Source organism: Clostridium sp. TJA032, from assembly GCF_058310275.1.
The window spans coordinates 1,089,714-1,103,939 of the sequence record NZ_JBZEFB010000001.1; the positions used below are offsets into that span (position 1 = coordinate 1,089,714).

Annotated in this window: 13 protein-coding genes and 1 other annotated feature; of the genes, 2 read left to right on the plus strand and 11 right to left on the minus strand. The window is 28.2% G+C overall.

Translation table 11 applies throughout. The features are described 5' to 3' along the window. Positions 1 to 33: 33 nt before the first annotated feature. The 11 genes from alaS to AC4FRL_RS05055 form a co-directional block, all read right to left on the minus strand. Positions 34 to 2,673 (minus strand): alanine--tRNA ligase, encoded by a 2,640-nt coding sequence (gene alaS, locus AC4FRL_RS05005; protein ID WP_491139112.1) that lies wholly within the window; start codon positions 2,671 to 2,673, stop codon positions 34 to 36. Positions 2,674 to 2,814: 141 nt separating this feature from the next. After that, positions 2,815 to 2,985 (minus strand) — a binding site (T-box leader). Positions 2,986 to 3,111: 126 nt separating this feature from the next. After that, a complete protein-coding gene (locus AC4FRL_RS05010; protein ID WP_491139113.1) occupies positions 3,112 to 4,149 on the minus strand; it encodes an AI-2E family transporter in 1,038 nt (345 codons plus the stop codon). Next, entirely contained in the window at positions 4,142 to 4,639 is a 498-nt protein-coding gene (locus AC4FRL_RS05015) for a PRC-barrel domain-containing protein (protein ID WP_491139114.1), read from the minus strand. Before AC4FRL_RS05015 ends, AC4FRL_RS05010 begins: the two co-directional genes overlap by 8 nt. A gap of 131 nt (positions 4,640 to 4,770) precedes the next feature. Continuing rightward, a complete protein-coding gene (mnmA, locus tag AC4FRL_RS05020) occupies positions 4,771 to 5,850 on the minus strand; it encodes a tRNA 2-thiouridine(34) synthase MnmA (RefSeq protein ID WP_491139115.1) in 1,080 nt (359 codons plus the stop codon). Between the two features lie 18 nt (positions 5,851 to 5,868). Beyond that, positions 5,869 to 6,303, minus strand: coding sequence for a Fe-S cluster assembly scaffold protein NifU (gene nifU / locus AC4FRL_RS05025; RefSeq protein ID WP_491139116.1), 435 nt, complete (start codon positions 6,301 to 6,303; stop codon positions 5,869 to 5,871). Between the two features lie 2 nt (positions 6,304 to 6,305). Next, positions 6,306 to 7,502 (minus strand): cysteine desulfurase NifS, encoded by a 1,197-nt coding sequence (nifS, locus tag AC4FRL_RS05030; RefSeq protein ID WP_491139117.1) that lies wholly within the window; start codon positions 7,500 to 7,502, stop codon positions 6,306 to 6,308. Then, complete coding sequence (locus AC4FRL_RS05035; RefSeq protein WP_491139118.1) at positions 7,495 to 7,956, minus strand: RrF2 family transcriptional regulator; 462 nt, start codon at positions 7,954 to 7,956, stop codon at positions 7,495 to 7,497. The genes nifS and AC4FRL_RS05035 overlap by 8 nt, the downstream gene beginning before the upstream one ends. 127 nt (positions 7,957 to 8,083) lie before the next feature. After that, a complete protein-coding gene (locus tag AC4FRL_RS05040; protein ID WP_491139119.1) occupies positions 8,084 to 9,331 on the minus strand; it encodes a replication-associated recombination protein A in 1,248 nt (415 codons plus the stop codon). A gap of 287 nt (positions 9,332 to 9,618) precedes the next feature. Beyond that, the gene (locus AC4FRL_RS05045) at positions 9,619 to 10,896 is read right to left on the minus strand and encodes an FAD-dependent oxidoreductase (RefSeq protein ID WP_491139120.1); all 1,278 of its coding nucleotides are present in this window, start codon (positions 10,894 to 10,896) and stop codon (positions 9,619 to 9,621) included. 34 nt (positions 10,897 to 10,930) lie between these two features. Continuing rightward, positions 10,931 to 11,911, minus strand: a complete 981-nt coding sequence (locus AC4FRL_RS05050; RefSeq protein ID WP_491139121.1) for a sulfide/dihydroorotate dehydrogenase-like FAD/NAD-binding protein — start codon at positions 11,909 to 11,911, stop codon at positions 10,931 to 10,933. A gap of 134 nt (positions 11,912 to 12,045) precedes the next feature. Continuing rightward, positions 12,046 to 12,918: a D-alanyl-D-alanine carboxypeptidase family protein gene (locus AC4FRL_RS05055; RefSeq protein WP_491139122.1), complete on the minus strand. Its 873-nt coding sequence runs from the start codon at positions 12,916 to 12,918 to the stop codon at positions 12,046 to 12,048. Between the two features lie 142 nt (positions 12,919 to 13,060). On the opposite strand from AC4FRL_RS05055, the gene AC4FRL_RS05060 reads away from it, so the two are divergent. Together AC4FRL_RS05060 and ytfJ are read left to right on the plus strand one after the other, a co-directional pair. Then, entirely contained in the window at positions 13,061 to 13,633 is a 573-nt protein-coding gene (locus AC4FRL_RS05060) for a DUF2953 domain-containing protein (RefSeq protein ID WP_491139123.1), read from the plus strand. 28 nt (positions 13,634 to 13,661) lie between these two features. Further along, on the plus strand, positions 13,662 to 14,078 hold the full coding sequence (gene ytfJ, locus AC4FRL_RS05065; protein WP_491139525.1) for a GerW family sporulation protein: 417 nt from the start codon (positions 13,662 to 13,664) through the stop codon (positions 14,076 to 14,078). The last annotated feature ends 148 nt before the right edge of the window (positions 14,079 to 14,226 follow it).

The window sequence follows — 14,226 nt, forward strand, 5'->3', positions numbered from 1 at the left end:
ATCATTATAAACTATATTCGCAAAAAAGTACAACTATTTTACAAGTAATTCTACAACTTCTTTTGCTTTTTCTAAGGCTTTATCTATATTTTCTGGATTTTTTCCACCAGCTTGGGCCATATCAGGTCTTCCACCTCCGCCGCCGCCTACAACTGCAGCAACTTCTTTTATTACCTTTCCACAATGAACTCCATTAGCTAATGAATTTTTAGTTGCCATAGCTACTAAATTAACTTTTCCTGCATTATCACTTGCTAAAACAACTATTCCATTATTTAATTTATTTCTAACTTTATCAGCTAAATCTCTTAAAGAATTTCCATCAACATCTTTTAATTTAGCTGTAACTAATTCAATATCATTTATTATAACCTTGTCTTTTAATATATCATCTTCAGCACCTTGAACTAACTTAGCCTTAAGTTCTGCTATTTCTTTATCTTTTTCTTTTAATTCATTAGCTTGTGCTTTTATTCTCTTTGTTATATCTTTTTCGTTACACTTAAGCATTGAAGCTGCTTCTTTAAGCATACTATTTTTAAGTTCCATAAATCTTAAGGCACTTATTCCTGTAACTGCCTCTATTCTTCTTATACCCGCAGCAACTCCTGATTCTGAAACAATTTTAAATAATCCTATTTCTCCAGAATTTGATACATGAGTTCCTCCACATAATTCCTTTGAGAAATCTCCAACAGAAACAACTCTTACTTTTTCAGCATACTTTTCATCAAAAAGACATGTTGCTCCACTATTTTTAGCTTCATCTAAAGACATTTCCTTTGTATCAACTATAGATACAGTCATTATCTTTTCATTTACTAATAACTCAACCTTTTCAAGTTCTTCTTCTGTTAAAGCTGCAAAATGAGTAAAGTCAAATCTTAATCTTTCTTCGTCAACATATGAACCAGATTGATTTACATGATCGCCTAATACTTCTTTTAAAGCTTCATGTAACATATGTGTAGCTGTGTGGTTTTTGCATATATTAGCTCTTCTTGAAGCATCAACTGATAAATTAACCTCTTGACCTTCTTTTAATGTTCCTTCTATAACTTTAATATAATGAACAAATTTTCCACCTACATTTTTCTTACAATCTGTAACTATTGCCATACCTGTTTCTGAAGTTATATTTCCTTTATCGCCAACTTGACCTCCCATCTCAGCATAAAATGGTGTTTTGTCAGTTAATAAGAATCCTTCTTCTCCTTCAGTAAGCTCTGATTTGAATTCTTCATTATTACCTAAAACTATAACTTTTGAATTAAGCTCTAAATTAACATATCCATCAAATTCAGTAACTATTCTAGCATCTACTTTATTTACAGGACTTTCTTCACTTCCCATGTAGCTGCTTTCTCCTCTTGCATTTCTAGCTCTTTCTCTTTGCTCTTTCATTTCTTTATTAAAGTTTTCAATATCTAACTCTAATCCTTTTTCTTCTAATATCTCTTGAGTAAGTTCTAATGGAAAACCATAAGTATCATATAATTTGAAAGCTTTAGCTCCTGATAAAACCTTCTCATTTTTTTCTTCCATTTCTGATATATATCCCATAAGAATATCCATACCTGAATCTATTGTTTCATTAAATCTTTCTTCTTCTAATTTAATTATTTTCTTTATATAATCAGCTTTTTCTTTTAACTCTGGATAAGCCTCACCATAATTATCAACTACAGCATCAACCATTTCATTTAAGAATATACCTTTAACTCCTAAAAGTCTTCCATGTCTAGCAGCTCTTCTTAAAAGTCTTCTTAAAACATATCCTCTACCTTCATTTGATGGTTGAACTCCATCACATATTAAGAATGTAACACTTTTTCCATGGTCAGTTATTATTCTTAAAGATACATCTTTATCCTTATCCTCACCATATTTAGCCTTTGTTAATTCACAAGCTTTATTTAATATATTTTTTACTGTATCTATTTCAAAAATATTATCTACACCTTGCATTATTGTAGCTATTCTTTCTAAGCCCATTCCTGTATCTATATTCTTTTGTGCTAATTCATTGTAGTTTCCTTCCTCATCTTTATCAAATTGAGTGAAAACTAAATTCCAAAACTCAACTACTCTATCAGAATCTGAAGCTTCTAAAAATTCTTCTACAGTTTCAACTTTTCCTTCTCCTCTATCAAAGTGAATCTCTGTACAAGGACCACAAGGACCTACTCCTATTTCCCAGAAGTTATCATCTTTTCCTAATCTAAATATTCTACTTGGATCAACATCTGTTTTGCTAGTCCAAATATCATAAGCTTCATCATCATTTAAATATATAGTTACATATAACTTATCCTTTGGAATACCTAAAGTTTCTGTTATAAACTCCCAAGCCCAAGGAATTATTTCAGCTTTAAAATAATCTCCAAAAGAAAAATTTCCTAGCATTTCAAAAAAAGTACCATGTCTTGATGTTTTACCAACATTCTCTATATCACCAGTTCTTATACACTTTTGACAAGTTGTTATTCTTCTTTTTGGTGGTTCTTCTAAACCTGTAAAATAAGGTTTAAGTGGTGCCATACCTGCATTTATTAATAATAAACTCTTATCATTTTTAGGTACTAACGGAAATGATTGTAATCTTAAATGACCTTTGCTCTCAAAAAAGCTTAAATATTTTTCTCTTAATTCATTTGCTCCCATGAACTTCATAATATCTTCCTCCATATTTATGTATTTATACTATAGACTTTTAAAATTAGTAATATAAAAAACTAATCTTTAGTCTAGATATTTTTATTTTTATAGTTTTACTAAGTAATAAAAAAGAACATAAAAAAACACCCCTAAAATAAAAGGGACGAAATCTCATGCTCCGCGGTACCACCCTAATTATGTAAAACTACATCACTTTCAAAACTATAGCTCAGAGATAGCTTCAACATCTCTTTTAAAAAGTTTTCACCAACCACTTTCTCTCTGAATAAAAGATAAATGTTTACTCATTCTCGTCAACGCTTTTCATTAAGTTATTATAGGCAAATTATAAAAAAAAATTCTTTGCCTGTCAATATTATTACAAAGTGTATATTTTATATACTGAATTTATATAAAATATATTGAAACTTATAAATCTACTTAATTATTTTATCATAAAAACATATAATAGTCCCAATCTTCAAATAAAACCTTTATTATAACAGATATAGGAACTATAAAAACCATACCTAACAATCCTCCTATTTGTTCTCCTATTAAAAGTAAAATTATTATAACTATAGGATGCATATCAATACTTTTAGCAGTAATTTTAGGTGCAATTAAATTCCCTTCAATCTGTTGTATTATAAAAAAACTCAAAATAACTAAAAGTATTTTATTTGGACCATCTATTAATGCTACTAAAATTGCAGGTATTGCTCCTAAAACTGCTCCAAAATAAGGTATTATATTAAGTATAGCATTAAAAACAGCTAATAAAAGAGGAAATTTTACATCTAAAATAAACATTGCTATAAAGGTCATAAATCCAACCACTAAGCTTAAGCTAAGTTGCCCTAAGATATATCTGCCTAATACACTATCTACATCTCTCCCTAAACTTCTTATTATTTCTCTTTTATCTAAGGGGAAAAAGTAAAGCACCTTTTTAGATATAACGTCCCCATAAGCTAAAAAATAATAAGATAATACTGGAATAACTGCAATAGCTAAAATATTTTCTGAAAAATTAATAAGTCCATTTATAACAGTACTTGTAAAGTTAATTAAAAATATATTTAATTTTTCTGTAAATTGCTTTTCTAAAGTTTCAAATATTCCAAGCTCTACAAGTTTCATTTTATTTATTAAATCATTTATAAAATTCTCAGTACTACTTATTAACTTTTCAAAGTTTTCTCCCTCTTTAAAAATGTTAGGAATTAAAACTGCTAAAAAAAAGATAATTAAAAGCAAGACAAAAAGAATTATTAACATAGCTAAAATTTTTTTATTAACCCTTAATTTTTCCGCTAAAAAAACATAAAGAGGCTTTAATACGTAAGAAAATATACTAGAAGCTAAAATTATAAAAATAATATCCTTAAAAGCTTCAATTCTTAATAAAAATATCCATAAAATAAAAAACAAAAAAATTATTATAAAAAATTTTATTAACATTTTTCTTTCTTTTAAAGCTTTAATCAATATTATTTCTCCTTTCCTTTGAAATAAATTCTCTTGGAATCATTCTCATTGAAACTTTTTCTTCATAAAAATATAATATATTCTTTTCTCCTAGAATAGTTTCTTTAATATTCACAATTTTTTTACCTTTTTTAAACTTTTCAAAAAATCCTTCTACAATAATTAGCCCTTTTATAGAAAAATCCTCTCCTATTAATATATCTTCAACCTCTCCTATCACTTTTCCATACTTATCTAAAAGATTAAAATTTTTTATTTCACTAAATTTTAATGCTTTATGTACATAAACACCTTCAGCAATTAAATATCTACTTAATGAAATAACATTTTTTAAATCTATATAATTTCTTTTTGATAAAAGTTTCTTATTTATAATAAATCCAGTTACTTTAGCATTAAAATAATCTATAGATAAATCACATATTACCCCTAATTTATCTCCTTTTGAATTATAAACTTTAAGTCCAAGAAAATCTCGTATTCTATACATTTAAAATTCATCCCCTTATTTATATAAGCTTTTAGAATTATATTTATTATTATCTACTTCTTACCAAAAAATACACACTTTATAAAATTTTAAATAAAAAAAAGCCCTCAATTAAATTGAGAGCTTTTTTATTAAAGTAAACTTTCTATAATACCGCCACCTACAACTAAATCATCCTTGTAAAACACAACAGATTGACCCTTAGTTATGGCTCTTTGCTTATCTTCAAAAGATACTTTAACTTTTCCTTCTCCTAAAGGACTTATAACTGCTTTAGCTGGCTTTGCTGAATATCTAATTTTCGCTTCAACTTCCATAGGTTCTTTAAGTGAATCTATAAATATAAAATTAACATCCTTACAAAGTAAGTCAGTTTTAAATATATCTTCTTCTGGTCCAACTACAACAGTATTTGTTACTGGGTTTATATCCGTAACAAAGACTGGTCTTCCTAAAGCTAATCCTAATCCTTTTCTTTGACCTATAGTATAGTAAACTATACCCTTATGTTCTCCTAATACGTTTCCCTCTTTATCTACAAACTTACCTGGTCTTACTTTATTTGGAGCAGCTTCACATATATATCTTCCATGATTATTATCAGGAATAAAACAAATTTCTTCACTATCTTTTTTGTTATGTACATCTAACCCAATCTCTTTAGCTATTTCTCTAATTTTATCCTTAGTAAATTCTCCACAAGGCATTAGAGTATGCTTTAACTGTTCTTGAGTTAAATTATATAAGGCATAAGTTTGGTCTTTCCTATCATCTTTAGATCTTATAAGTTGAAATCTTCCATCTCTTTCTTCAATCTTAGCATAATGACCCGTTGCAACATAATCTGCCCCTATACCTTTAGCTTTTTGTAAAAGCTCATCAAATTTAAGATATTTATTACATGCAATACATGGATTTGGAGTTCTACCTTGTATGTATTCATCAACAAAATAATCTATTACATTTCTTTTAAAACTATCTCTAAAATTTAAAACGTAAAAAGGAATATCTAACTTTTGAGCAACTCTTCTTGCATCATCTACAGCTGAAAGTGAACAACACCCACCTTCTCTTTCTTCATATTCCTTATCTTCTTGCCATATTTGCATAGTAACGCCAATTACATCATATCCCTGTTTTTTTAAAAGGTAAGCAGCAACGGAGCTATCAACTCCGCCACTCATACCTATAACAACCTTTTTCTTTGTCACAAAATCACCACTTTAATATTATTCTTCACCGTGAACATGTTCATGTATATCATGAGAATGTTCTTTCATATCCCAAGGTTCTAATCCTTGTCTTTGTCTATAATCATTTATAGCTTTGTGTATAGCTTCCTCAGCTAGTACTGAACAGTGCATTTTAACTGGTGGAAGACCATCTAAAGCTTCTGCAACAGCTTTATTTGATAATTCCCATGCTTCTTCTACAGTTTTTCCTTTGATAAGTTCTGTAGCCATACTTGATGAAGCTACTGCTGAACCACAACCATAAGTTTCAAATTTAACATCTTCTATTATGTCATTTTCTATTTTAAGATATATTCTCATTATATCTCCACATTTAGCATTACCAACTTCTCCAATGCCGTTAGCATCTTTTATTTCTCCTACATTTCTTGGATTTTTGAAATGATCCATAACTTTTTCACTATATATCATGATTAATTCTCTCCTTCTAATTCTCTTAAATGATTTTTCCAAAGTGGTGACATACTTCTTAATCTTTCGATTATTGGTGGCACCTTTTCTAATACATATTTAACGTCTTCCTCTGTTGTTCCTTCTCCTAAGCTTAATCTTAAAGAGCCGTGAGCTATTTCATGAGGTAAGCCTATTGCTAATAAAACATGAGATGGGTCTAATGAGCCTGATGTACAAGCACTTCCACTTGAACCACAAATTCCATCAAAATCTAATGAAAGTAAAATACTTTCTCCTTCAATAAATTCAAAACACACATTAACGTTTCCTGGTAATCTCTTGCTACCATCTTTTGGTCCATTTAATCTTGTATATGGTACCTTTAATAATCCTTCTATTAATTCATCTCTTAATTTAGATATTTTGCTTATATGCTCATCTAAATTTTCTCCTGCCATTTCCATAGCTTTTCCTAAACCAACTATTGCAGGAATATTTTCAGTACCAGCTCTTCTAGCTCTTTCTTGACCGCCACCATGTATTAAGTTATCTATTCTTATACCTTTTCTTATATATAAAGCTCCGATTCCTTTTGGTCCATAAACCTTATGTCCAGCTAAAGAAAGTAAATCAATATTCATATCCTTAACGTCTATTTTAACGTTACCTACAGCTTGAACTGCATCTGTATGGAATATTACTTTTCTTTCTCTACATATCTTACCGATTTCTTTAACAGGTTCTATAGTTCCTATTTCATTGTTAGCAAACATTATAGAAACTAAAATAGTTTTATCTGTTATAGCATTTTTTAATTCTTCTAAATCTACAAAGCCTTCTTCATTTACATCTAAATAAGTTACTTCAAAACCTTGCTTTTCAAGCCATTGGCAAGTATGTAAAACAGCATGATGTTCAATTTTTGTAGTTATTATGTGGTTTCCTTTATTCTTATGAGCAAATGCTATTCCTTTTATTGCCCAGTTATCAGCCTCTGAACCACCACCTGTAAAGTATATTTCGTTTGGTTCTGCATTTAAAACTTTAGCAACTTTTTCTCTTGCCTTATCTACAGCCATTCTTGATTCTCTTGAAACTCCGTAAAATGCTGATGGATTTCCAAACTTATTTGTGAAATATGGTAACATCTCCTCTAATACTTCAGGTTTAACATATGTAGTTGCTGAGTAGTCCATATAAACAACTCTATTATTCATCTTCTTCACTCCTACTAACAATTTTTAAAGCTTCATTTTTTTCTTTCATAGCTTTATAATCTTCTACTATATCTTTAAGTGTTACTGAGTTAGTAACCTCGTCTATACTTGTTTTTATTTTTTTCCATAAAAGTCTAGTTGCACAACAATCAATATTATTGCAAGTTACTCCATCTAAACAGTCTGATATTTCTATAGGTCCTTCTAAAACTTCTATAATATCTGAAACTGTTATATCTTGTGGTTCTCTATTTAAAATATATCCTCCCTGAGCACCCCTAATACTTTTTATAAGTTTAGCTTTTCTCAAAGAACTAAATAATTGTTCTAAATAGTATTCAGATATATTTTGTCTTTGCGATATTGACTTTATTGACACAGGTGACCCACCATAATGTATAGCTAAATCAACCATTGCTTTTACGCCATATCTTCCTTTGGTAGATAATTTCATTTAATCACCTCTAAATCTGACTAATTCGATGTACTTTATGTGATTATAATATCAAAACCGAGTAAATTTGTCAACAATAATCTTTACATAAATTAAAGTAATTTTTCATTTTATTTCATAGATTTTTCTAGGATTTTTTTATTTTATCCCAGTATGTTTTTATGCTATTTTCATATTTATTTTCTTTAGCTTTATAATATATTTTATCTTTTATATTATTTGGCATATAATTTTGTTTTACATAGCTATTTTCATAATCATGAGGATATAAATATCCAGAAATACCTAAAGACTTTGCTCCATTATAATGAGCATCTTTTAAATTATCTGGCATATCTAAAATATTTATTTTCTCCAAATCATTTAAAGCCTCTTCAATAGCTAAATAGGCACTATTTGATTTTGGAAGAGTTGATAAATAAATAACAAGTTCTGATAATATTATTCTAGCCTCTGGCATTCCAACTTTTAATGCAAGGTCTATTCCGTTATTTACAATACTTAAAGCATTTGGATGTGCAAGACCAATATCCTCTGCAACTATTACAGCTAATCTTCTTATAACAGAATCCATATGTCCCCCTTTAAGAAGCCTAGCTAAATAATGGATGGCTGCATTTTCATCGCTACCTCTTATACTTTTTTGAAGGGCACTTAATAAATTATAATAATAATCTCCTGAAAAATCAGATTTTAAATTAGACTGCCCTAAGGATTCTATATATTTTTCACTTAAAATAATTTTATCTTTATTTTGAGACTTAATAGCTAATTCTAAAATTGTATATGCCTTTCTAAGGTCTCCACTAGATATTTCTCCAATATATTTCAAAGCATTACTAGAAACTGAAATTTTATATCCTTCTTTTTTTAACTTTTCTAGAGTATTTTCTAGAGATAAAACTATATCTTCATTATCTATTTCATTAAATTTAAATATAGTACATCTACTTAAAATAGCTCTATGAATAGCAAAGTATGGATTTTCTGTTGTACTTGCTATTAAAGTTATTCTTCCATCCTCTATAAACTCTAAAAGTGCCTGTTGTTGTTTTTTATTAAAATGTTGAAGCTCATCTATGTATAATATTACTCCATTGAAATTTAATAAATTATCAATGTCATTAGTTATGTTTTGTATATCTTTTATAGAGGCCGTAGTTGCATTTATTTTATAAAATTTTTTATCTGTATAATTTGAAATTATATTAGCTAAAGTTGTTTTTCCAACTCCTGGTGGACCATAAAAAATACAATTCATTATATTTTTATTTTTTATAAGTTTATTTAAGGGAGCTCCCTCTCCTAAGATATGTTTTTGACCAACAATATCTTCTAATTTTTTAGGACGCATAACTTCTGCTAAAGGTATCAAACTATTCAATTATTAAGATTTTAAAAATCTTAATAATCTTCCTCCCTTCTCTTTAATAAAAAATAATTCTTTATTCTATCTTTTTACTTTTTAAATATATTATACTAAATAAAATTCCATAATAAAAAGGGTCTATAAAAAATTATTAAAATCTTTTAAAATAATCTTTTTAATAAAAGAAATTTTAGCTCATTATATCTTTATACCTCTTAATAAAAACTAGTTTTAATATAAAAATTAAGGCATCTAAAGTTTTAAAAATCATTTCACTTTAGATACCTTAAATTTTAAATAAGTTTTTTACTGAAAATATTCTCTAAATTTAATTGAGATACTCTTTTTTTAATTTCTTCTTTATCTATTGTATAAAGTCCTAATTCTTTCATTCTGTTAAAATAAACAGACCCTGCAAAAGTATATCTGTTTTTCTTTCCTTCTCTTGATTGTGATTCTTCATTAGCAAAAGCAATTATATCTCCTAATACTGTTGCTCTTGGTAAAATTAAATAAGGCATTCCTAGAACATGTCTTACAGAATTATATCCTGCTAATGTACCTGTAACTATAGCTTCTGTATGACCAACAAAAAGCCCTGATTTTTCACCTGCACAGAATAAATTACTAACTCCTTTAACCTTCATATTATCATCTCTTGGAGCTACTGATAGATATCTTATTGAATTTCCCTTTCCTCCTGCATAAGGGTCTACATATTTAGCATTTTCAAGTCCTTTTATCTTCCTAAGCTTTTCTAGAGGATAATAAGTTGTCATAAGTTTAGCATGACCTGTGTCTAGTAAAACTATATTTTCAGCAAACTCCTTTAAAGCATACTGTTGACAAACCTTTGCATTTAATTTTTCATAATTAACATCCTCTTTAGGAATTTTTAAAACTACACAGCCCTTTTCTTCAAGTTCATCTCGTATTTCCTTTGAAAGAGTTTCCTTTGCAAGTTTACAAGAACCACTAAAAGCTCCTAATTCATCTCCAACTCTTTCTCCCTGTATATCAAAAACACCACATCTAGCACTTATACTTATTCTTGGGCCAAAGGATGGACATCTTAAAATACACATTGAGCATCCATTTCCATATCTTAAACAGTTACCCATAGGTCCTGTAGAACCTGTTGTTTCAATAAATACATCCCCTTCATAATATTCTCCATCACTTGTATAAACTCCTAAAATTTTATCCTTATTCTGTTTTATATCAGTTATTCTTGAAATCATTTTACATTGAATACCCAAACTATCTACATATCTTTTAACTTCACCTTCAACTAAATTAACATCATAAAGCCAAGCATGTTCATGACCTGGAAATGGTATATCTTTATGTCTACTAACTTTATCTGTTATATTAATCAAATCTCCTCCACCCATAGCTATTAATTCTTCAGAAGCTGTATACCTTCCGTTATTTCTCATTATGCCTCCTACATTTCCAAGTCCTAAAAGAAGATCTGTCTTTTCAAAAAGAATTACTTCAGCTCCCATTTTTTTAGCTTCTATAGCTGCAGCAACTCCTGACCATCCACCACCTATAACAATAACCTTCATAAAAAAACTCCCTTCTATAAATTAATTTTACTAATTAAATAAATCTTCTATCTTCAAATATTTTTCTTGGGTCACTTTGAACTTTACAAAGTCTTTTAACTTTATGTCCTGCAAATCTAGCTGTACAACTTCCACAAACACCTTCTCCACAACACATTTTTGCATTATTACAACAAGAAACCATTGTAATGTTATCTTTTAATTCATCTAAAAACTCTATAAGCTTATAAGTTAAAATATCTGCTCCTGCACAATGAATTAAATCCCATTTATTTTCCTTAATAAACTTTTTAGCCTCTTCTGATATCTCGCCTTTATCTATTAAATTAACAGGTATATACTCAATATTGTACTCTTTCAAATATTCTTCTATATAAATATTCTTAAAAGGCGTATTATCTAAAAGCAAGGTAATATTATTCCCTTCTTTATGCAATTTCTTTAATACAGGCACAACTGGTGCAATTCCTATTCCTCTGCAAAGGACAAGAACCTCTTTGTTTCTAGTTTTTTCTATATTTTTAAGTCCAAAAACTCCATTAAAATAAGGTCCTCTTATAGTTATTTCGCCCTTAGCATGAGTATTTAAAAGTCTTTTAGTCTTTATTCCTCTAACCTCTATAAGTACTTTTATTATATTTTTATCAACATCTGACTCTAAGATAGATATAGGAACATCAAAAAATGGACTTTTATTAGTTCTAATAAATATAAATTTACCAACTCCAAGAAGGTCCATACAAAGTTTATGAGGTGCCTTAAATTCTATAAAAAGTAATCCTTCTTCAAGCTCTTTAGCCTCTATAACCTCACAATTAAAGGTTTTTCTTCCTTCCTTAGCAGAAAAACCATTACTTGCAAATTCCTCATATATACAAACACCCTTCCAATTTATACAATCACAAAAACACTTTTCATGTAATTGAGAGCAAAGTATACACTCACCTTCCTCTGCTAAATGGCAAGGACAAAATTCAGTTCCTGCATCTATACAATCAATTATTTCATAATCCATAAAGAGCCTCCCCTTTTAATTCTTACTATTAAAATATCCTAAATTACTTAGATTTGTTACAAAAATCCTATCTTTATATAATAAAAATAAAAGGTTTCATGAAAATAAATTATATTTCCATGAAACCTTAAAACTTAAGAATAATTTTCTTTTACATAGTTATAAATTTTTTCTGTAGTCTCCCATCTAGTGGGACAATTTAAAACTACTATTATTATATTTCTTCCATTAAGCTCTACAGAACTTACTAAACATTTTCCTGCTTGCCCTGTATATCCTGTTTTTCCTCCATTAGCTTCCTTAAGTCTCCAAAGCATCTTATTTATATTACTATATCCTCTTGTAAAGTTATATTTTGAAGAAGCAACTTCCTTTGTTCCAGATATTTCTCTAAAAAAAGGATTTTCCATAGCCTTTGACATTAAAAGAGCTAAATCATAAGCAGAAGAAAAATGCATCTGACTATCTAGTCCATGAGGAGATTGAAAATTAGAATCTTTAAGACCTAACATTTTAGCAAAATCATTCATTAATTTCGCAAAATTTTCAACACTTCCTCCAATATGTTCTGCAATAGCTATAGCAGCATCATTTCCAGACTTATACATAAGACCAAAAAGCAACTCTCTCATAGTTACTTTCTCACCTGCTCTAAAACCAACCTTAGACCCTCTAATACTAGCAGCTTCTTTAGATATTATAACCTCCTCTTCTAAGTTTGAATAATTTATAGCAACTAAAGCAGTTAATATTTTAGTTGTACTTGCCATAGGAACATTTTTAAAAGCATCCTTTTCATATAAAATCTTTTTATTTTTAGCATCATAGGCAATTGCAAAATGAGCTTCTGGAGTAATATCTTTACAAAGCTCTCCATTTCCATCTCTTATTTCCTTTTTATCTACTAAATTTTGATTTAAGTTATTATTACTTGCAAAAACAGTAAAATTAGAAAACATAGATATTATTATTAAAAAAAACATTAAAACTGAAATCTTTTTCCTCATAAAATATCTCTCCTTAAAATTAACTTTATATAAAATCCTCTCCTTTTATAATTCCAATTTATAAATTTAATAAACTAGTATATTTTTGGATAATTAAAGATATTATTGTCAATAATGTATAAAGGGCTAGGAGGTTTATAAAATGCTTAAATTTTTACTTTTGTTTTTATTATTAGTAATTTTAATAATCTTATTTATTCCAATTAATTTAAAAATAAAATTAGTTCTCTCTGAAGAAGATTTTAAGATTCACTTTTTTAAATTTGAAATACTCTCTTTAAATAAATTACTAGGCTCTCATAAAGAAAAAAAAGAAATATCAAAGAAGGATAATAACCATACTAAAATCAAAAAAATTTCTAAAAAGAAAAAAAGGCTTTTTAAAGCCCCTTCTAACAAAACTATACTTAAAATTATAAGCTTAGCAAGTAAAAGCAGATTTAAGCCTTCCTTAAAGCTTTTATTAGACCTTAATTTTTCTACAGAGGATGCTGCCTTAACTGCTATTTCTTATGGTGTTATTCACGAAATACTTGCAACTTTAAATATACTTTTAAACAAATTTTTTAAAATTAAAAACTTCTCAGGAAAAATCTCTCCTGAATTCAAAGATAAAAATTACTTATTTTTTCAAGCGCAAGGTATAATAACCATAAAATTTGCTCAAATTATATACATAGGATTTCTTTATTTATTAAACTTCAAGAAATTATAAATTTTATTTTACACTAGGAGGTTTTATTATTATGAATACAACTCACCCTATTGAAAATTTAATGGGTACAACAATGGAAAATTTAAGAAGCATGATAGATGTAAATACAGTAGTAGGAGATGCAATTGAAACTAAAGATGGAAGTTGCATAATTCCTATATCAAAAGTCTCCTTTGGTTTCGCTTCTGGAGGCTCTGACTTGCCAAATTTAGAAAGAGAAAAAGAACATAATAACTTTGCCTTTGGAGGAGGTTCTGGTGCTGGTGTTACAGTAAAACCTGTTGCTTTTTTAGTTCTTAAAGGAGACTCAGTAAGACTTTTACCAGTTAATCAAACTAATACTTATGACAGAATAGTAGATAATATTCCTCAAATAATTGAAATACTTAAAGATATGGGAAATAAAAAATGTAATAAAGAAAAGGAAGACTCTTGCTGTCCGTAGGCTTAATATAGCTAATTAACTAATTTAATAGTTTCTTAAGAACTTATTCTATATTGTTTTTATTATTTTTATAAAAACAATATAGAAACAAATTAATAAAACTCCATAATAAAACAACCAAAACCTAATACTCTTTACCTAATTAAGA